At 45.5% G+C, this 18,182-nt stretch carries 11 protein-coding genes; 2 read left to right on the forward strand and 9 right to left on the reverse strand.

Annotated features, from left to right (window positions below; genetic code table 11):
• Window positions 1–325: 325 nt before the first annotated feature.
• From NSB03_RS17170 to NSB03_RS17210, 9 genes are all read right to left on the reverse strand, one after another.
• Entirely contained in the window at window positions 326–1,120 is a 795-nt protein-coding gene (locus tag NSB03_RS17170) for an endonuclease/exonuclease/phosphatase family protein (protein WP_024988328.1), read from the reverse strand.
• Window positions 1,121–1,181: 61 nt separating this feature from the next.
• Window positions 1,182–2,561, reverse strand: a complete 1,380-nt coding sequence (locus NSB03_RS17175; protein WP_008646781.1) for an SMP-30/gluconolactonase/LRE family protein — start codon at window positions 2,559–2,561, stop codon at window positions 1,182–1,184.
• Window positions 2,562–2,578: 17 nt separating this feature from the next.
• Window positions 2,579–3,412 (reverse strand): endonuclease/exonuclease/phosphatase family protein, encoded by an 834-nt coding sequence (locus tag NSB03_RS17180; protein ID WP_008646783.1) that lies wholly within the window; start codon window positions 3,410–3,412, stop codon window positions 2,579–2,581.
• Window positions 3,413–3,433: 21 nt separating this feature from the next.
• Window positions 3,434–4,162 (reverse strand): DUF3823 domain-containing protein, encoded by a 729-nt coding sequence (locus NSB03_RS17185; protein ID WP_135036631.1) that lies wholly within the window; start codon window positions 4,160–4,162, stop codon window positions 3,434–3,436.
• A gap of 33 nt (window positions 4,163–4,195) precedes the next feature.
• Window positions 4,196–6,136, reverse strand: coding sequence for a RagB/SusD family nutrient uptake outer membrane protein (locus tag NSB03_RS17190; RefSeq protein ID WP_024988325.1), 1,941 nt, complete (start codon window positions 6,134–6,136; stop codon window positions 4,196–4,198).
• A 14-nt stretch (window positions 6,137–6,150) separates the two neighbouring features.
• The gene (locus NSB03_RS17195) at window positions 6,151–9,318 is read right to left on the reverse strand and encodes a SusC/RagA family TonB-linked outer membrane protein (protein WP_306816297.1); all 3,168 of its coding nucleotides are present in this window, start codon (window positions 9,316–9,318) and stop codon (window positions 6,151–6,153) included.
• A gap of 8 nt (window positions 9,319–9,326) precedes the next feature.
• Window positions 9,327–10,487, reverse strand: a complete 1,161-nt coding sequence (locus NSB03_RS17200; RefSeq protein WP_257466531.1) for a beta-1,2-mannosidase — start codon at window positions 10,485–10,487, stop codon at window positions 9,327–9,329.
• 167 nt (window positions 10,488–10,654) lie between these two features.
• Complete coding sequence (locus NSB03_RS17205) at window positions 10,655–11,902, reverse strand: MFS transporter (RefSeq protein WP_024988323.1); 1,248 nt, start codon at window positions 11,900–11,902, stop codon at window positions 10,655–10,657.
• An 18-nt stretch (window positions 11,903–11,920) separates the two neighbouring features.
• Window positions 11,921–12,967 carry a glycoside hydrolase family 130 protein gene (locus tag NSB03_RS17210; RefSeq protein WP_024988322.1) on the reverse strand — a complete coding sequence of 349 codons (1,047 nt, stop codon included), beginning with the start codon at window positions 12,965–12,967 and terminating at the stop codon, window positions 11,921–11,923.
• A 156-nt stretch (window positions 12,968–13,123) separates the two neighbouring features.
• Between NSB03_RS17210 and NSB03_RS17215 the strand changes: the two genes are divergently transcribed.
• Both NSB03_RS17215 and NSB03_RS17220 read left to right on the forward strand, forming a co-directional pair.
• Entirely contained in the window at window positions 13,124–17,104 is a 3,981-nt protein-coding gene (locus NSB03_RS17215) for a hybrid sensor histidine kinase/response regulator transcription factor (protein WP_024988321.1), read from the forward strand.
• 23 nt (window positions 17,105–17,127) lie between these two features.
• Entirely contained in the window at window positions 17,128–17,997 is an 870-nt protein-coding gene (locus tag NSB03_RS17220; protein ID WP_008646795.1) for an endonuclease/exonuclease/phosphatase family protein, read from the forward strand.
• Window positions 17,998–18,182 lie beyond the last annotated feature (185 nt).

Raw genomic sequence — 18,182 nt, forward strand, 5'->3', positions numbered from 1 at the left:
ATCGCAAGACTTGTCGCGATGGTCTGCATGGCTCTTGTATGGGCATATCTCGTTGGTGAACATAAAGATATAAATATGGTACTCCGCCACTTGGCCAATCTGATTGATTTTGCTAAAATGTCCGCGAAAGGCAATATCCCGGAATTCGAATACGGACATATTTAAGATAAACAAAGAATATACTTAATTAAGTGTATGCACAAAATTAATCGTCTAACAGTTGTCGCTTTTTCGTCTAACAGTTGTCAGACGAATAAAGTTATTCGATTGAAGGGTTAGTTTGATACATACGAAAGACTAATTGATAGCGGTCGGACAATTAATCTTATTTGATAAGATAAGTAGCCACTACCGGATAATGGTCTGATTCCTTATCCGCCCAATAACAAACATTATACGCCTTCACCGTAAAAGCCTCGTTTGGCGTATAAATCAACCAGTCACATGCGTAAGCCGGACTTGGCACGGGCACTGTCCATGGGGCACCATCACTCAAACAATTTACGGTGAAATACTTTTGAAAAGCAGCCATGGTAGCAGAACCACGACGGGAATTCAAATCTCCCCCCAAGATAACAGGTTTATCCAATTGCTCCACGCACGCGAGAATCTCATCAATCTGTTTCAGACGGGCAGCATCTTCGTATTTATGGTCCAGATGCGTCGTAGCGAAATAGAATTCCTTGCCTTCCTTCGCGACTTTTACATAGCCGAAAGAACGGACATAATCACCTTCTTTCAGTACACTCAACTTAAAACTCTTTTCCTCGGAAACCGGATATTTGGAAAGAATCACATTTCCGTAATCTCCGCCAGTCGGAATATCGAGCGCATGGGCAAAATAATAATATTTCATTCCCGTTAGTTCCGACAGTTTTTTCGGAGTATCCCAAGGGTTAATCTCCGTGTTTCTTTCTATTTCCTGGAGTGAAACGATATCCGGGTTCTCTTTCTTAATGACTTCGGCTATCTTATCAATTCCTTGTTTACGACCGCTATACGTGTTGTAAGTCATGGCTTTTACTGTGACCTCTTTCGGTTTTGTCACAGGTTGCTGTGCCGTTGAGGGTTGTAACAAACAACACAATAGAAACAATGAAATGCATATTCTAAAATTCATATATGACCAATTAATAAGTGAATGTTATCTTGAAAAACAATCTTTCCTACCTGATACAAAATTAATCCTTTTCTATCTTACGAATCTTATGATTCCAATAATCTGAAATATACAATGCTCCGTCCGGACCGAACTGTACACCTTCCGGATGGTTGAATTGCGCTTTATCCAACGGGCCGTCTGTCGTACCGGAAGTGCCTGTACCGGTGTAGTTTGTCAACATACCGTCAGGGGTAATTTTCGCTATACGATGCTTTTTACGGACTGCTACATAAATATTTCCTTCTTCATCCAAATCCATCTGGCAAGGCTCTTCCAGTTTGGCTTCATTTCCCTGACCTTCTGTAAAACCTGCTTTCTCGTACTGCCCTACCCAAACATGGAGATTAGAAAATTCGCCTGTCGACATATCATAATCTCCTTTATAAATCACATCTTTTTCCTGTGAACTCATATACACGGTAGTCCCTGCCTTGTCAAAAAGGATACAGCGGATTTTCACTTTCGACGCATTTTTACCTGCTGCATCGGGAAGTTGCATGCCAGTTGCCACCATCGTATTCTGCTCCGGGTCATATTTGTAAATCATGGCGTTTCCATGAGCCACGGAGAAAACCTCTCCCGTGACAGGATGCACACCTACATTAGTGACGCCATTCCCCAAAGAAGGAGTGATTGACCATATTGCAGACAGATTAGCAGCATCATACTGATGCGTATCCTTGTTCCATAGCATCGTTGCAATATGTGCATTGCCCGAAGCATTGGCATCATTGGATAAGAATAAAGTATTGCCATCCAATGAGAAAGCGATATTCATCATTCTGAATACAGTTCCACCCGTTCCATCACCGCGTAAGAAAGTAGCGACCTGATTATTTTTCGCGATACGGATATCACGGTCATCATCTTCCACAATATATAAAGCACCTTCCTTGTCGAAAGCAATAGAACCCGGTTTCCAAAGAACCGCTTCCATGAGGGTCCCCTCTTTCTTCTCCGTTTTTGCGGCAGGAACATAACTGCCGATATAAGTACTTACAATAGGAGACTGAGAATACTCAAACTCCGTTTTATATGTCAGTTCCTGCATAGCTTCTCCCTGACCGAGGTATACTTTCACCGGACCGGAGCCGGAACCCCTCTGCACATTGGCAGTAATAATATTCCCCAACGCACCCGTCACTTCGGCATCCACCCCGTTGACTGTCACGCGGATATGTTCCAAATCCGTACCGAAATGTGTACCGTATAAAGTCAGGCTTGTAGACTTCCCGCCGGCTGTCGGCGTGTACATAGTGATTTTGGGAGTAGCTTCGCCCTCTCCGATTTCAGGTGTCATATCCTGCCGGTTCTCATCCTCGCAAGCGACAAAGCAGATTGACGCAAACATCAGAGAATAGATAGAAAACCGTTTCAAATGATGTATCAATGTTTTCATGTTTCTGTCTTTTTAGGTTAATCGTTTATACTGAACGTAGCTACCACCGGAAAGTGGTCTGATTCTACATAAGCATCATAATACACATCATAGGCTTTCGGAGACATTCCGTCATCCGGAGTGTACAATACGAAATCAATCGCTTTCACCGGAACGGGCGTTCCCGTTGTCAGTCCATAGTTCCCGTTCAGGCAACCGATTTCAAAACGCTCATACAATATCTTCATCGGGCCGGAGTCGGCTAAAGCATTGAAATCGCCAGTCAATATCATCGGCTTATCCAAGCCCTTTGTCTTTTCGATAATCGTTGTAGTCTGGTTGATACGATTAGTTTCGTTGCCCACATGAGACAAGTGCGTCACTCCGAAATAGAAACCCTTTCCATCTTTTTCTGTTTTCACTACTCCCATCGAACGCGGGTAGACATCTTCCACTGTCTCTATTCTCGGCAAATCATAATTCACTTCATCACTTATCGGATACTTCGAGAGAATCAGGTTTCCATACTCGCCGCCGTCCACATCACGGGTTTTGACAAAGAAAGCATAAGGCATTCCGGTCACTTCTTTCATCAGGGCGATAATATCCGCTTTCTCCACCTTGTTAGTCTTCGTCTCAAACTCCTGCAAACCTGCCAAGTCCGGATTTATCTTTTTAATCACTTGGGCAATCGCTTCCATTCCCTTTTTCCCGGAATAAGCTTTCTGCCCGCTATATATATTGTAAGACATGACTTTTACCAATACCCCGTCCTTTTCGTCCGGCGGGGTCACACCGTCATCGTCCGAACTGCAACCGGCAAACAAACCGCCCACCAACAGTACCAGTAATAAATAGAATTTATGTTTCATTGTTACCTTCTTTTTTATCGTTTATCTTATATCATTCACAGTTACTTCCACTACCCGGCTGTAGTTCACGTACGGTTTGCTTTCTGCTGTCACCGTAGCCGCAACACGTACATACACCCTGTTCTTGTTGGAAACAATCTTATAATGATTCTCTATAAATTCAGTATCACTCATCAGGTCGATGACGTGCGTACCACTGGCCTTTGTCCCCAGTGAAGAGAGGGTGGCATGGTTTGCATTGTTCACATCCACTCCCGGAGCATAATTCCATATCACGGAAACATCCGTCAGTTGCAATGTCTCGTTCGATGTTTTCGCATCATAGGTCAGTGTCAGCTTATTATCAGCCGATACAGCCACATCAAGGCTGATACGCGAGAACGGGATTGTGTACAAATCAACCTGCGTTTGTCCGTTCACGGTGACATACCCCTCACATACCCCGACAAAAGGGCCATCCTTTGCCTGAATACGATAGCTGCCATTGAACACCTTCGTATGCTCAAACGTTCCATCCTGGCGGGCACGGAAATCAACAGAGGCGGTAGCCCCCGTATTCTGCTCGTACAAACTCATCATCACACCGCTACTTCCCGGCACAGGCATAGGAACCGGTTCATTCGTTTCCTTATCATAGATAGTGCCATACACGCCACCGTTCGGTGCATCATAATTATCGATGTCATTTTCGCATGCCGCCACGAAACAGGCGAATAATGCAGTCAATCCTATGTTTATTATTTTATTCATATCGTTTCTTCTTTAAACTTACAATTGGACGTATCAATTACCGTACCCCGGATTCTGTACCATCAACGGATTCGTACTCAAGTCCTCGGCACGGAACACCGTATAGTAGTTCTTTTCAAGGAAAAGACGCTTTCTCTTTTCGGGCACACCGGTTTCAAAGGTGTACTTGCCACTCTTAACATTGTAATACGGACAGAGAGCCGTGCCGCGGAAATTGGTCAAACCACCTTTGCTTACATCCAGATGAGCCAGGCGCCAACGTTTCAAATCCCAGTAACGATGCTTCTCAAAAGCAAGTTCCACTTTCCGTTCATGGCGCACTTTATCCAGCGTCAAGTTACCGGCAGTCAATAGTTTGATGCCTGCCCTGCCGCGAATCTCATTGATATCTTTCAATGCCACGTCCAGGTGCTGATTCAATTCCATGCAAGCCTCTGCACGATTCAGATAGATTTCTGCCAGACGGAAAACCACCCAGGGAGTAGAAGAACGTTTTGCGTCGATGTCCGTATAGTCCGTCAGACTTTCATCCAGGAATTTACGCTGATAGAAACCCGTCTTGCTGGCGTCACCTACACTTAATGAGCCACCGTCTTTTCCCGAAGTATTATAAGTCTGTCCGTCTATTACAACTTTGTTCTCCTTATCCGGTTGGGCGGAAGCTTCATACTTGGTTCCTATCCCATCCTGTCCGTTGATGACACCGCGTATCCATTCGATTTTACCGCCGCCGTATCCTTTATAATCAGCACCGGGCAGGTAAACCGAACCTAATAAACGAGGGTCTTTATTCTTAAAGATATCATACGGGCTATCATAGCTGATAGCTTTTCCACCGCTGTCTTTCATCTTCAGCTTCCCTTCCGTACCGTCAATATATTCAAATTCCTCTACCATTTCCAGTACCGGAGACATGCCGCATCCCCAACCGTCGCCACGATAAGAGAAAGGAACATTCAGTTTATCCCACATATGTCCTTTACCGGCAGCCACATTATACTGTTTCTGGAAAATATATTCTCCGTTATCCCCATTCACTGCTTTGGAGAAGAGATTGTAAAAGTTTTGCGCCAGCTCTTCCGGTTCCATACTGGTCGATTTATACAAGCTATACACACGGGGAACCATTTCATCCAGAATCTTCGATGAAGCAGTGTAACATTCGTCAAAGTAACGTTCCGCTTCTGTCTCCGGAATATAAACATATCCTTTGGAAACAGCTTCGCCTGTCAGAGTCAGCGTTTTGGAATACTTAGCGATAGTACCGGCATACAGTGCGGCACGTGACCACAAGGCAAGCACCGTTCCACGATTTGCGCGGTATTTGGCATCACTGCTGCGTACTTCCGGCAATGATTCATAGATAGCTTTACATTCATTGATAATGAAATCATAGGTCGCGGCTTCCGTATCACGAGCCTGGTAAAGAGCTTCCGTATTTCCTGCGGTATATTCTTGCGGAACAGTCTGCAAAGGAACGCCCCCATAACGTTTCACCAGTCCAAAGTACTGCATAGCACGGATGAAGCGGGCTTCTGCACCGAGTTCTTCTTTCTCATCCTCACTCAATACGGAAGTTTTCTCAATATTCAGCAGGAAGTTGTTTACAATGCGGATTTGCTTGTAGCGGGTCACCATGTCGTCGTTGAATACATAGTCGCCATAAGAATAAGTAGAGTTCGACTTGTCGAATGCGCTCTCTTTCTGATAACTGGCGGTAGCCTCATCCGAAAGGCTGGTCTGATTCGCCAGGTTCGCCTTCTTGCTTCCATACCAGTCGTCGAACTCATCCAGTTTCAGTCCCGAGTCATACATATCCGCCAATACGGCTGTGATTGCTTTCGGATTTTGCCAAATCAAATCCGGTGTGTTGACACCGCTGGTACTCTCACGGTTCAGATAATCATCGCATCCCGTCCATACGAAGATGGATGCCCCGCCTATCAATATATATTTCAGATAATTCCTATTCATTGTCTTTACTGGTTTTAGAAGGTTACATTTACGCCAAAGTTATACGTCTTCATCTGCGGATAATAGCGTATTCCGCTGGAATTGCTTTCGGGGTCGACGTTCTTCATCAGTCCGTCACGCTTGGTGAAAGTCAGCAGATTGTTGCAGTTGATATAGAAACGCACCCGGTCGATAGCCGCCTTTTTTGTCAAGACTTTAGGAAGCGTGTATCCCAGTTCCAAGGTTTTCAGGCGCAGGTAACTTGCGTTGTGCAATGACCACGAGTTACTGGAACGGTTATCGGCGACACCTGCCACGCGTGCGGCAGGCATATATCCCGGAATCCATTTGCTATAAGGGTCGGTCGGATCTTCCCGGTGCCAGCGGTCGGTCATGATAGCCAGCCCATTACCTAAACCTTGCTGGATAAACGGGTCGAGAATATCCCCGCTGACATAAATATCGTGTCCGGCAGCTCCCTGGAAGAAGACAGTCAGGTCGAATCCTTTGTATTCTCCGGACATATTCAAGCCATAGTACATACGGGGTGTGGCACCGTGTCCGAGTGGTTGCGTATCGTTATCATCAATAATACCGTCACCATTGTAGTCTTCGAATTTCAAATCACCCGGCATCAGCGAACGGTTACCGTCCTTATCCTGAACCGGTGAGTTCAAAATTTCCTCGAAAGAAGTAAACTGCCCGATTACTTTCTTTCCCCAGCGGATATCCTTGTAACGCCCGTTGGTGTTATTACGCCAATCATCATACATATTGGTGGAAGCCGCCCGCTCTACATAATCATACTTAATCCGGGTAGTAGAGAAGTTGGCCGACACATTATAATTAAAATTGCCAATCCGGTTTTTATGCCCGACTACAATCTCGAATCCGGTGTTAATATCAGAATTCAGGTTCTCCTGCGGCATTGATTCACCGAAGATAGTAGGCAATGAGCCTACACGGGTGGCAGGCAGACCGGAACGGTTTCTGCGGAACCAGTCGAACTCCACAGAAATCAGTCCCCTGTGGTAAGACGCCTCAAAGCCGATGTTCATAATCTTCGATTCATACCAAGTCAGCCACGGATTTGCCATACCTACCGTAGTCATGCCCGAAGTCACTCCGTTGCTGCCCATGATATAGCTTCCGTGAGACGTATATCCATCCAGATACTGGAACGCATCGAAATCTCCTTCATCTCCCACTTTGGCGTACGAAGCACGGATTTTCAGATTATCCATATCGGGCAACAGTTTCTTGAAAAAAGCCTCTTCGGAAACACGCCATCCCAATGAAACACCCGGAAAGAATCCCCAACGATTACCTGCACGGAATTTATAGGTTCCGTCATAGCGGAAATTGAATTCCACCAGATAACGGTTAGAGAAATCATAGTTCAGACGTCCCACCAAGCCGGCATGAGCTGTTTCCTGTGTCTTACCGGAAGCTTCCTGGTTCGTCTTATCCCCATAGTCCAGGTCAGGAATCAGCCCGATAGCAAAGTCACGTGTCCCGGTCACCCAGTTCTTCTTGTCATTATACATTTCCCATACGAGCATGGCACCGATGTTATGCTTCCTGGCGAACGTATTGTTGTAGTTCATAGAGAACTGATAGGTCGGTTTGTCATAGTTTTCCAGTTTCGATTCCAAATGCGCGGTATTAACCACTTTCTCTATATACTCTTCATTCGCATAATCATACGTATATTCCGAGAGGTCTTTCCGCCACGTTTTCCATTCCTTGTTCGTATAGTCGTAGGCAACCAATGCTTTCGCCATCAGTCCTTTCACCCAGGGAAGTTGCCAGGTGATAGCCAACGAGCTGTTAAATTCGCGACGCAGGCGGTCTTCATAACCACTGTCGTCCGAATCGGAAACATGCACGGGGTTCGCCATATCTCCTACGGCTCCCCAATAATCCGGGTTGTCATTGGCATACATGGAGTAAGTCGGGATAGCCATTTGTGCCGAACGGAACAGGTTGTCGCCATTGTAAGGCTTTTTGCGGTTGTCGAAGCGCCCGCTCAAACGCAGTTCCACGTTCAGTCCTTTAGCCACTTCCACGCTCAGGTTGGAACGGACGTTGTAACGTTGGTAATTCCAGTCGCCCGAACGGATGATACCGCCCTGGTCCATATATCCGATAGACATATAATATTTCACTTTCTCCGTACCGCCTGTCAGACTCAAGTTGTGTGAAGTCTGAGGAGCGGTGCTACGCATCGTTTCATTCCACCAGTCTGTACCTGCCGTACCGTTCCGGTAGGCTTCCAGTTGTTCTTGTGAGTAAGCGGAAGCTCCGCGCCACGGGTTGGCATTGTGAATCGCTTCATTGTAAAGAGAAGCGTACTCATAAGCATTCATCATCTCCGGATAGCGGGTCACTTTCTGAAAGCCTACATAGCCGTTATATTCTATCTTGACCTTCTGTTCCGTCCCTTTCTTGGTAGTAACCAGCAGAACACCGTTTGAACCTTTGAAACCGTAGACCGCTGCGGCGGCATCTTTCAGGATAGAAATGGACTCGATATCATTCGGGTCGAGCTGCGTATAATCACGCTCGATACCGTCTACAATCACCAGCATGCTTCCATATCCGCGAATATCAACGGAAGCTCCATCATCACCGGGACTGCCGCTACGCTGTACGGCACGCAAACCCGGCAAACGTCCGGCGAGCATATTCGTCACACTGGGAGCTTTTACTTCCATCAACTTGTCCGAAGAGATGACAGCCACCGAACCGGTCACAGAAGCCTTCTTCTGAATGCCGTAACCCACCACCACTACCTCATCCAGCGTCTCGGTATCTTCCTGCAAAGTTACTTTCAGTCCGGCTTGTCCGTTCACCCGCACTTCTGTTGTTTTATATCCTATATAGGAAATCTGTAACACTCCATTAGCGGGAACCGGCAAGGTAAACTTACCGTCCACATCGGTAATCGTCCCCACACCGGCAGCACCTTTCAGTTGCACCGAAGCCCCGATAACCGGTTCTCCGCCGGCATCAACAACCACACCTTTCACCGTGATATTCCGAACGGTCTGTTCGATACCCGATACCGAAGGGCTTTCCGCATATATCGTAAACGGTACACACAGGAAAGTCCCTGCCATTAAAGCTGAAACAGTAGCTATCTTCAGCCGGTCATTGAACGCCTTTAAGACAACCGTGTTCATTTTACAAGCATGTTTCATAGATTAAATTAGTTATGTGTTTTAAGTTTCGAATCTATATTATCATCACATATCGCTACTGCAACCTGCGAATCGGCACAGCCATAATAGAGATATAATTTGTTTTTAAAGTAAGCCAATCCTTCGATAAACACTGTTCCGTCCTTGTACTGACCGCTCTTCTCGAAAGCGGCTTCGGGCACAAAGAAAGGTTTATCCAGGCGGTCGAGTACCTTATAAGGGTCGTTGGCGTCAAACAGGAACTGCCCTGCACAATAAGCGCCTGCGGGGTATGCCGAGTCCCTTTCTTCCTTGTATCCGTTCTTGCCATTGTATAATAACACAATACCGTTCACGGTTTTGATAGCTGGTGGCCCACACTCAGTCAGGCGGCTGTCGAAATACCCGTTGCGGGGTTTGGCTATCTCCCTTAGTTCGTTGTTTTCGTTGAGTACCGGAGTCCAGTCGGTCAGATTATCGGAAGTTGCGGCACATACCGCATTCTCTCCCCAGTACATAAAGTATTTGCCGTCTACTTTCTCAATGACCAGCCTGCCATCTTTCACTCCGGTGACAATAGAAGCTGATTTGCTTGCTATATTGGCAAAACGCCCGTTGTATGCTTTCGCAAAAGCAAGTCCGTGCTTCGTCCAGTTTTTCAAGTCTCTGGAAGTAGCCACCGCCAAGCGGGGAAGATTGCGGTTCCAGGCTGTATAAAGCATGACGTACAATCCGTCTTCCGTCATTGCCACACGCGGGTCTTCGCAACCACCTTCCCATTCTATTTCTTTAAATTCGTCTTCGGAAGGACACAATACCGGTGCGTCCGACCGGCTCATCATCACTCCGTCCGTACTTTCCGCATAGCCAATACGGGACGTTCTCTTTCCAATACCTTGCGCCGAATTGTCTTCCGCACGGTAGAGTACCACAATCTTCCCGTCTTTGACAGTTGCCGCTGGATTGAAAGTGTCACTCTCTTCCCATCTTACCGGCTGCTTGCGCATCGGACATTGAAAAGTAGTCGGTTGCGGAGAAATCACCGGATTCACCCCTTCCGGACGGACAAAAGGACCGAGTACCCATTGGTCGCTCTGTTCTTCGACAGCTACGGATGCTTGTTTCTGCCCGGAGCATCCGGCTAATGTCATCATACTGATTAAATAGATTACAGATTTTAGTTTTATCATACGTCGTTTTTTTAGTTTTCCCGAATCGGTCGTTCATCGTTTTTCTGCCGGCAAAACTATCGTACCCCGCAGAAAATAGAGTGTACTATATTCTCAAAAGGGTATATAGGTGCTGTACAACATAATAATTCATCCGTTTGCAATGGCAGCTTAATGGTTTTGAAATATTAGCGCACCGTTTGGTTCTGTTTGATGATGTTCTGAGCCAACGGATAGGCTATCAACTGCAAGGCTCCTACCAGTATCAATGCGTACTTCAATGCAAAATCCTGTGATATGGCAAAGGCAAGTGCCATAAAAAGGATGAGCCCGAAAGCACGCCCCAGGAATAGTCCGAATTCGTGGCTTAAAATATAAGTGTATTCATTTCTTTTCTCGATTTTAACTACTGCGTCGATGGTTTGCATCATAATGGGATAGTAAGGCAAGTCAAACAAGGGCTGAAAGATTACCTTACAGAGGACAAAGATAATCACTCCGGTGGCTGAAAACAAGACTCCGTTGAACAGAGTACCGATAAAAAAGACGAGTAACCCGGCAATAAATATCTTCGGGCGGTCTTCGGGTTTGGCAATACGCCCCAGTACATAGACCAGTATAGCCGTCAGCGTACCGCTAATTCCCTGTATCAAGCCTAATGTCCCTTCATCACCGACCAGTTTCAGAACCAGGATGGCGGGGGCAGTCACCAGGAATCCCTGTACCATTCCTTTCAGGGAAGCCAGCAACAGCATTTTCTTCCACAGTGTACAGAACCGGAAATACAGAAAGTTCTTCTGTACCGGATTGGCAAACTTACCACGCCACAAGACAGCTACGGCAAACAGGGTCACTACTATGACTCCGACTGTGACCAAACGGTAGGCACCATTTATATCAATCAGGCATCCCATGATTTCTTTGCCATCTATCTGGCTGATGAATGCACCAATCAATAAAGGAACAGTTATCGAAGTGATGGAGAAAAAGAAAGATTCCAGTCCGAAAAAGTAGTTCCGGCTACTATCGGTCGTGTTGTTGAGAGTCAATAGATAGCGGTTGGTCCAAAAGAAACCCGATGCGGCTCCAAGGACAAAACCTGCTATGCCTAACTCTACAAAGCCCAATGACTTTACCAGCATCATGGCAAACATCGACAGCCCGCTAACTAATATCCCACCTGCATACAGTACTTTCACGCTGACATGCCGCAACAGGAAGCCGTTGACAAAAGAGGTCGCAATGATGCCGATATACATAAAAAGTTGATAGAAAGCTACGGAAACAGGCTCGCTCGTGTGGCGCATCACATAAGCGCCTACAAATATCTCCACCACAGGAAGCACAAACGCATAGAGCAGGTTAGTCATCAACAGTACACGTACATTGGGAGTCTGCTGTTTGAAGAATTGATATTCTCTTTTCAATTTATTCATTCTATACCTTTATATATGTCATGACTTTAATGAACGAAGAATCTCCCCTATGGAGAACTCCGCTCCGCAGATTACTTCATCACTCGCACCGTAGTAAACAGTCACCGTATCCCTTTCTACCAGATGCCCGTTCGTGAAGACCACATTCCCGAAGAATCCGGTTTGCTCGTAGGGAGCAGTCGGTTCCATTATAGGAGCTTTGCTTCGGGCGATTACCTTTGAGGGGTCGTTCAAGTCAAGCAGAAGGGCTCCCAGGCAATAGCGGTTCTGATAGTCTGCACCATGATAAATCTCCAGCCAGCCTTCCTCTGTACGGATAGGCGCGGCACCTGCGCCCACACGGGCACAATCCCAACTATCGGGACGAGTGGTCGCAACGCAACGGTGGTTGCCCCAGTGCAACCGGTCGGGTGATTCGGCAAGCCAGATATAGTTGCCGCCCAGTTCGGGACTGCTCGGGCGATGCAAGGCGAAATATTTGCCGTTTATCTTCTCTTCAAACAAGGCACAGTCTTTATTATGAGGGGGAAAAATCATGCCGTGACGAGTGTAATTCTTCCAGTCACGGGTATGAATCAGCCCTACACCGACGGCAACGGAAGAGACTTCGGTAAACGTCAGGTAATAGCCGTCGGCTGTAGTCGCCACCCGGCAGTCCTCGATGCCGAAAGCCTCTAATGCCCCTTTGCCGAAAATAGGCGGATAATCCGGTTCTTCCTTAAAATGGATGCCGTCCTCGCTCGATACCAACCGGAGATAAGACATGGTAGTCAGATAATTCTGTCCCGCATATCCTATCACACGAGGGTCGGAAGCGTCCAGTTCCGGGTCATTTTCGTCGAAAGAAAGCACTTCTATCTTCCCTTCCTTATTATATACGGGGAAACTAATCACTCCCTGTTTCTGTACGGGGCGTTCGGCTACCCGCAGTAATAACCAGGTTTTTCCGTCGAAGCGGAATACGCCGGGATTCAGGAAACAGGTGATTTCCATACCTTCTATTCCCGGTTGTAAATCAGATGGTTTCAATAATGGGTTCTGATGAAATCGTTTTGCAATATCCATTTTCTAATCATTAAATAGGTGTTGTTTTTATTTCTCGTGGCAAAGCTACCCCACGCAGCGACGGGAAGAGTGTACTATATTCTCAAAAGGGTATACAGGTGTTGTACAGCATATTTTTATCTTTGTTTTCTTATTTTTCCTCTCTATCTTTGCGACATGATTCTACGAAAACACTCATATTTCCGTTACATCTGCATCCTTATTTATTCATGCCTGATGCCTGCTTTATTACATTCGCAGAATGTAGTAAAACAGATTTCCAATGCGGATGGATTATCCAATAATTCGGTGAATTGTTTCCTTGAAGATTCGGAACATACGCTTTGGGTAGGGACATGGGACGGATTAAATGCATATAACGGTCGTAGCTTCAAAACCTATTCTTATAATAAAAAGGATGCAGGGTCTATCAGCAATAATGTCATCTGGCAGATTATCGAGCAGAGCGACTCTATCCTGTGGGTATCTACGGACTATGGGGTGAACCGGTGGAAACGTTCTACCCAACAGTTTACTCCTTATTATTTAGGTACACAGAATAATCCGCCGAAACAGGAGAAGTCATTTCTGCTGGGTATCACTTCCGGCAAGCATATTATCTGTTATGTGAAAGAGCAGGGTCTATTCTGTTTCGATGACCGGAAACAGGAGTTTGTTTCCTTGAAGAATGACCTGCCCGATGACATCAGGAACTTCGTCATTGATTCCAAAGACCGGATATTCTTTCTCACAGGACATGGACAATTATTGCATTATCAACTGACTGTCCGCAACTCCTGTCCCGAACTCTCGTTTAAAGAAGAAATCAGGCACTGTGCCCCCGTTTCCAATATTTATCTTTCCCAGGACTGCCTTATCATTAACGATGACAGGACGCTGACTGTTTCACAAGATAACCGTATATTGGACAGTATAAATATTCCGAAGAACAAGACTGTATCACAAGCTATCTGCCACGGTGAATATCTCCTTATCAGCTTTATCGAGGGGGGATGCATCAGATATAATCTTGAAAATGGGACTTCAACGGAATTACTCCAATTGCCGGAGAAAGCTTCCATTTTCACTATTTATATCGGCTCGCAGAATATCCTTTGGGTAGGTACGGACGGACAAGGGATATTGGAAGTCTATGAACACAGTTCGCCTTTCCATACCGTAAAAACGAATTATCCTGTCCGCTGTTTTTGTGAGGAAGACAATGGCAATATACTCGTAGGAACAAAAGGAGAAGGTATCCTGCTGCTCGACAAGCAGGAACGGGGAGTCACCCCCTATCTTTCAACGGGCAACGGGTTAATCTCCAACTCCGTTTATACTATCCGCAAAAATATGTCCGGGGATATATTCATCGGAACCGAAGGGGCGGGTATCAATTATATTCCACTCAATGGCAGCCAGGTGAAAAAACTGGGTATTCCTGCTGAATATTCTGCTTTCAGGGCAGTGTACAGTATCTTGTTCACCCATAACGATTCACTTTTATGGTTGGGGACTTCCGGTTACGGACTTATCAAGCTGAACCTGCAAAGGGAAGGAAAAAGTTATAGAGTAACGGACATGAAACAATATAAATCTCCCGGCCCTTCTTCGCCAAGTAATAATATTATTTATTCGGTTATCGCTGGATACGATGAGAATGAACTTTGGCTAGGCACGCGAGGGGGCGGAATTAATAAGTTCGATATCGCGTCCGAACGTTTCCGGCAGATGAGTGAGATAGACCCCGGCTTGTCCCTGACTAACAATGACGTGATTTATCTGACTAAAGGAGATTCTGCCAGTATCTGGATAGGTACCAGTTATGGTCTTAACCGATTGTTCCCGACAGCCATACCGCCTTCCATCATTGAATATACGGATAATAACGGATTGCCCAATAATACGATTCACGGCATCCTGAAAGATGAGAACGGGAATATTTGGGCAAGCACCAATCAAGGTATCTCCTTTATCGACTTGCCCTCGGGAAAAATTACCAATTATTCCTCAAGAAACGGGCTGCAAAACGACGAATTTTCTGATGGGGCTATTTTTAAGGACAAAGCCGGATGGCTGTATTTCGGCGGAGTCAGCGGGTTGAACTATTTCGACGAGAACAAGATACGCTTACGGGAACATATCGCATCATTAAGCCTGAACAGCCTGAAGATAAACAATACAAGCCAGAATATCTACGAACGTATCCGTAACCATACACTCCGATTGGACTATGACGAGCCTTATATTACTTTGGGATTTGCCGCACATGATTTTATCAACAATGAGAATTGTGAGTTCAGCTACCGCATTATCGACTTTGCCGACGAATGGATTTACAATGAGAATAACCCGAATATCGTTATCACCAAACTGCCGCCGGGAAAATATAAACTGGAAGTAAAATGCACCAATGGCGACCGGGTATGGAGCAACGAAATCTATTCCCTCAATTTGGACATCGCTTACCCCTGGTGGCTCAGTACTACAGCTTTTATTATTTATTTTATCCTGATTGCCATTGCTATCTATATCACGCAATCCGTCATCAAGAATCGAATCCGGCTGAACCGTCAGATTCTACTGGAACATATCGAGAAACAGAATCAGCAACGTATCCATGAATCGAAGTTGAACTTCTTCACGAATGTGGCACACGAGTTTTTCACTCCGTTGACACTGATATACGGCCCGGCACAGCACTTGCTGGAAAAGGCGGACCTCGACAGTTATACAAAAAGATATATCTACATCATCAAGAACAATGCCGACCGGATGCAGAGGCTTATCAACGAACTGATGGAGTTCCGGAAAGCAGAAGCAGGACATACGGCTATCTATGCTGAAAAAGTGGATATTCAGTTGCTCGTCGACTATGTATCGGACAACTATACCGAAATTGCCGAAGAAAACAAGATAGACTTCAGCTTCAAAAGCAAAGAAGTATCATCCTTTACAACAGACCGGAATGCACTGGAAAAAATAATATTCAATTTGCTTTCCAACGCATTCAAATATACGCCGTCCGGCGGATATATCCGTGCTGAAATACGGGAGAATGTTACTGACGGGACATTGTATTTCCGAATCCGCAACTCGGGCAAGGGACTGACAGAGAAACAAATGAGTGAAATATTCAGCAGGTTCAAGATTTTCGAAAGCAGTAACCTGAAACATGCGGGAAGCACTGGAGTCGGCCTGAATCTGACCAAGAGCTTGACGGAGTTATTGGGTGGAGAAATCACCGTAGGAAGTGTATTGGGAGAGTATGTAGAATTCAATGTGTCTCTACCGTCCATGCACATGAATCCCGGAAAAGAAAGTCAGCCGGCAGAAGAAGAGGCAGAAGCCGATGAAATGCTTTTTGTCCCTAAACAAAAGGAAATTAGTATATTGATTGTAGAAGATGAAAAGAATATCCGCGAACTTCTGAAAGATATCCTGCTTCCTTACTACCAGGTTCGGGAAGCAGCCGACGGGGAAGAGGCGCTGAAAGAGGTAGAACAGAAACAGCCGGATATTATTATCAGCGATGTATTGATGCCCAGGCTGGACGGCATCACTCTGACGGATATATTGAAAGCCAACGAGCGAACTGCCCACATTCCGATTATCCATATCTCCGCCAAGAACTCCATCGAAGACCAGATTAACGCTTACAATCATGGAACGGACTTATATATCCCCAAACCTTTCCATCCGAGACATGTACTGAGCGCGGTAGAGAATATGATTAATAAATACTCTCTGATGAAAGAGTATTTCAAATCCGGCCGTTCCTCTCTCATCGTAAGGGATGGAATCACCATGCATAAAGAGGATGAGCTGTTACTGGACAAGATTATCAAATTCATTGAAGATAATATTGACGACGAATCCATAAACCCGGATTCTCTCGCAGACTTTATAGGAGTAAGCAAAGCGGGATTGTACCGTAAACTCAAAGAATTGACGGAAAAGACACCAAGCGAATTTGTCCGTACCATCCGCCTGGAATATGCAGCGGGACTATTAAAGACCACCAAACTTACCGTTACCGAGATTATGTATAAATCGGGCTTCTCAAACAAGTCTTATTTCTACCGGGAGTTTGCCAAGTTATACAACACTTCTCCCAAAGAATATAGGAGCGGACAGACAGAAGAAAAGGATACTTAATAACCATCTAACAATAAAAAACAATGAGAAAACTTTTTATTGTATTGGCGCTCTGCGGTGTGTCAATACTGAATGCGCAGCAACTGAATGTCGCTTCTTATAATGTACGAAACAGTAACCCGAACGATGCCAAAGCCGGAAACGGCTGGGAACAGCGTTGCCCGGTACTCACCCGGTTAATCACCTTTCATGACTTCGATATATTCGGGGCGCAGGAAGTGAAACATAACCAACTGGAAGATATGTTGAATGCCTTGCCGCAATACAGCTATATAGGCGTAGGACGGGATGACGGGAAAACGAAAGGGGAATATGCGCCTATCTTCTACCGGAAGGATAAATTCAAGCTACTCAAATCCGGGAATTTTTGGTTATCGGAAGATACCTCGAAGCCGAATAAAGGATGGGATGCAGCCTATACCCGCATCTGTACATGGGGAGAATTCAAGGATATTACAGGCAAGTTCAGATTCTGGTTCTTTAACCTGCACATGGACCATATCGGAGTAGTGGCACGTCGCGAAAGTGCCAAGCTGGTTATCAGCAAGATTAAAGAGATGTGTGGCAAAGACCCCGTCATACTCACTGGAGATTTCAATGTAGACCAGACCAGCGAAAGCTATCAAGTACTTCATGAATCCGGAATATTATCAGACTCTTATGAGGTCGCGCAACTGAGATATGCAACTAATGGAACATGTGCGGGATGGAATCCGAACACATATACTCCCAACCGTATCGACCATATCTTCGTTACTAAAAACTTCGCTGTTGAGAAGTACGGAGTGCTGACAGATACTTACCGAATTAAAAACGAAGCCACCGGAAAGTATGAAGCACGCATTCCTTCAGACCATTTTCCGGTGAAGGCGGTATTGAAATATACCAAGTAAGCAAAGCAGAATTCGAAATGATAATATAAACCTATCAATGTTCTATTTTTAATATTCTGTTGGGAAATAGCTAGTTAGAAAATAACGAACCAGAAAATAAACTGCATAAATAAGAGCCTGTTTAAATTTTCCTGAGATTATGTTAGATAGGCTTTACCGACCAGTTTTTATTCGTCACATAGTCT

The sequence above is a fragment of the Bacteroides acidifaciens genome (assembly GCF_024623065.1).
GTDB lineage: Bacteria > Bacteroidota > Bacteroidia > Bacteroidales > Bacteroidaceae > Bacteroides > Bacteroides acidifaciens.

Bases quoted from the DNA above. Each gene is read 5' to 3' on its own strand.
- NSB03_RS17170 (WP_024988328.1), bottom strand. From the start codon at position 1,120: ATGAATTTTAGAATATGCATTTCATTGTTTCTATTGTGTTGTTTGTTA.
- NSB03_RS17175 (WP_008646781.1), bottom strand. From the start codon at position 2,561: ATGAAAACATTGATACATCATTTGAAACGGTTTTCTATCTATTCTCTG.
- NSB03_RS17180 (WP_008646783.1), bottom strand. From the start codon at position 3,412: ATGAAACATAAATTCTATTTATTACTGGTACTGTTGGTGGGCGGTTTG.
- NSB03_RS17185 (WP_135036631.1), bottom strand. From the start codon at position 4,162: ATGAATAAAATAATAAACATAGGATTGACTGCATTATTCGCCTGTTTC.
- NSB03_RS17190 (WP_024988325.1), bottom strand. From the start codon at position 6,136: ATGAATAGGAATTATCTGAAATATATATTGATAGGCGGGGCATCCATC.
- NSB03_RS17195 (WP_306816297.1), bottom strand. From the start codon at position 9,318: ATGAAACATGCTTGTAAAATGAACACGGTTGTCTTAAAGGCGTTCAAT.
- NSB03_RS17200 (WP_257466531.1), bottom strand. From the start codon at position 10,487: ATGATAAAACTAAAATCTGTAATCTATTTAATCAGTATGATGACATTA.
- NSB03_RS17205 (WP_024988323.1), bottom strand. From the start codon at position 11,902: ATGAATAAATTGAAAAGAGAATATCAATTCTTCAAACAGCAGACTCCC.
- NSB03_RS17210 (WP_024988322.1), bottom strand. From the start codon at position 12,967: ATGGATATTGCAAAACGATTTCATCAGAACCCATTATTGAAACCATCT.
- NSB03_RS17215 (WP_024988321.1), top strand. From the start codon at position 13,124: ATGATTCTACGAAAACACTCATATTTCCGTTACATCTGCATCCTTATT.
- NSB03_RS17220 (WP_008646795.1), top strand. From the start codon at position 17,128: ATGAGAAAACTTTTTATTGTATTGGCGCTCTGCGGTGTGTCAATACTG.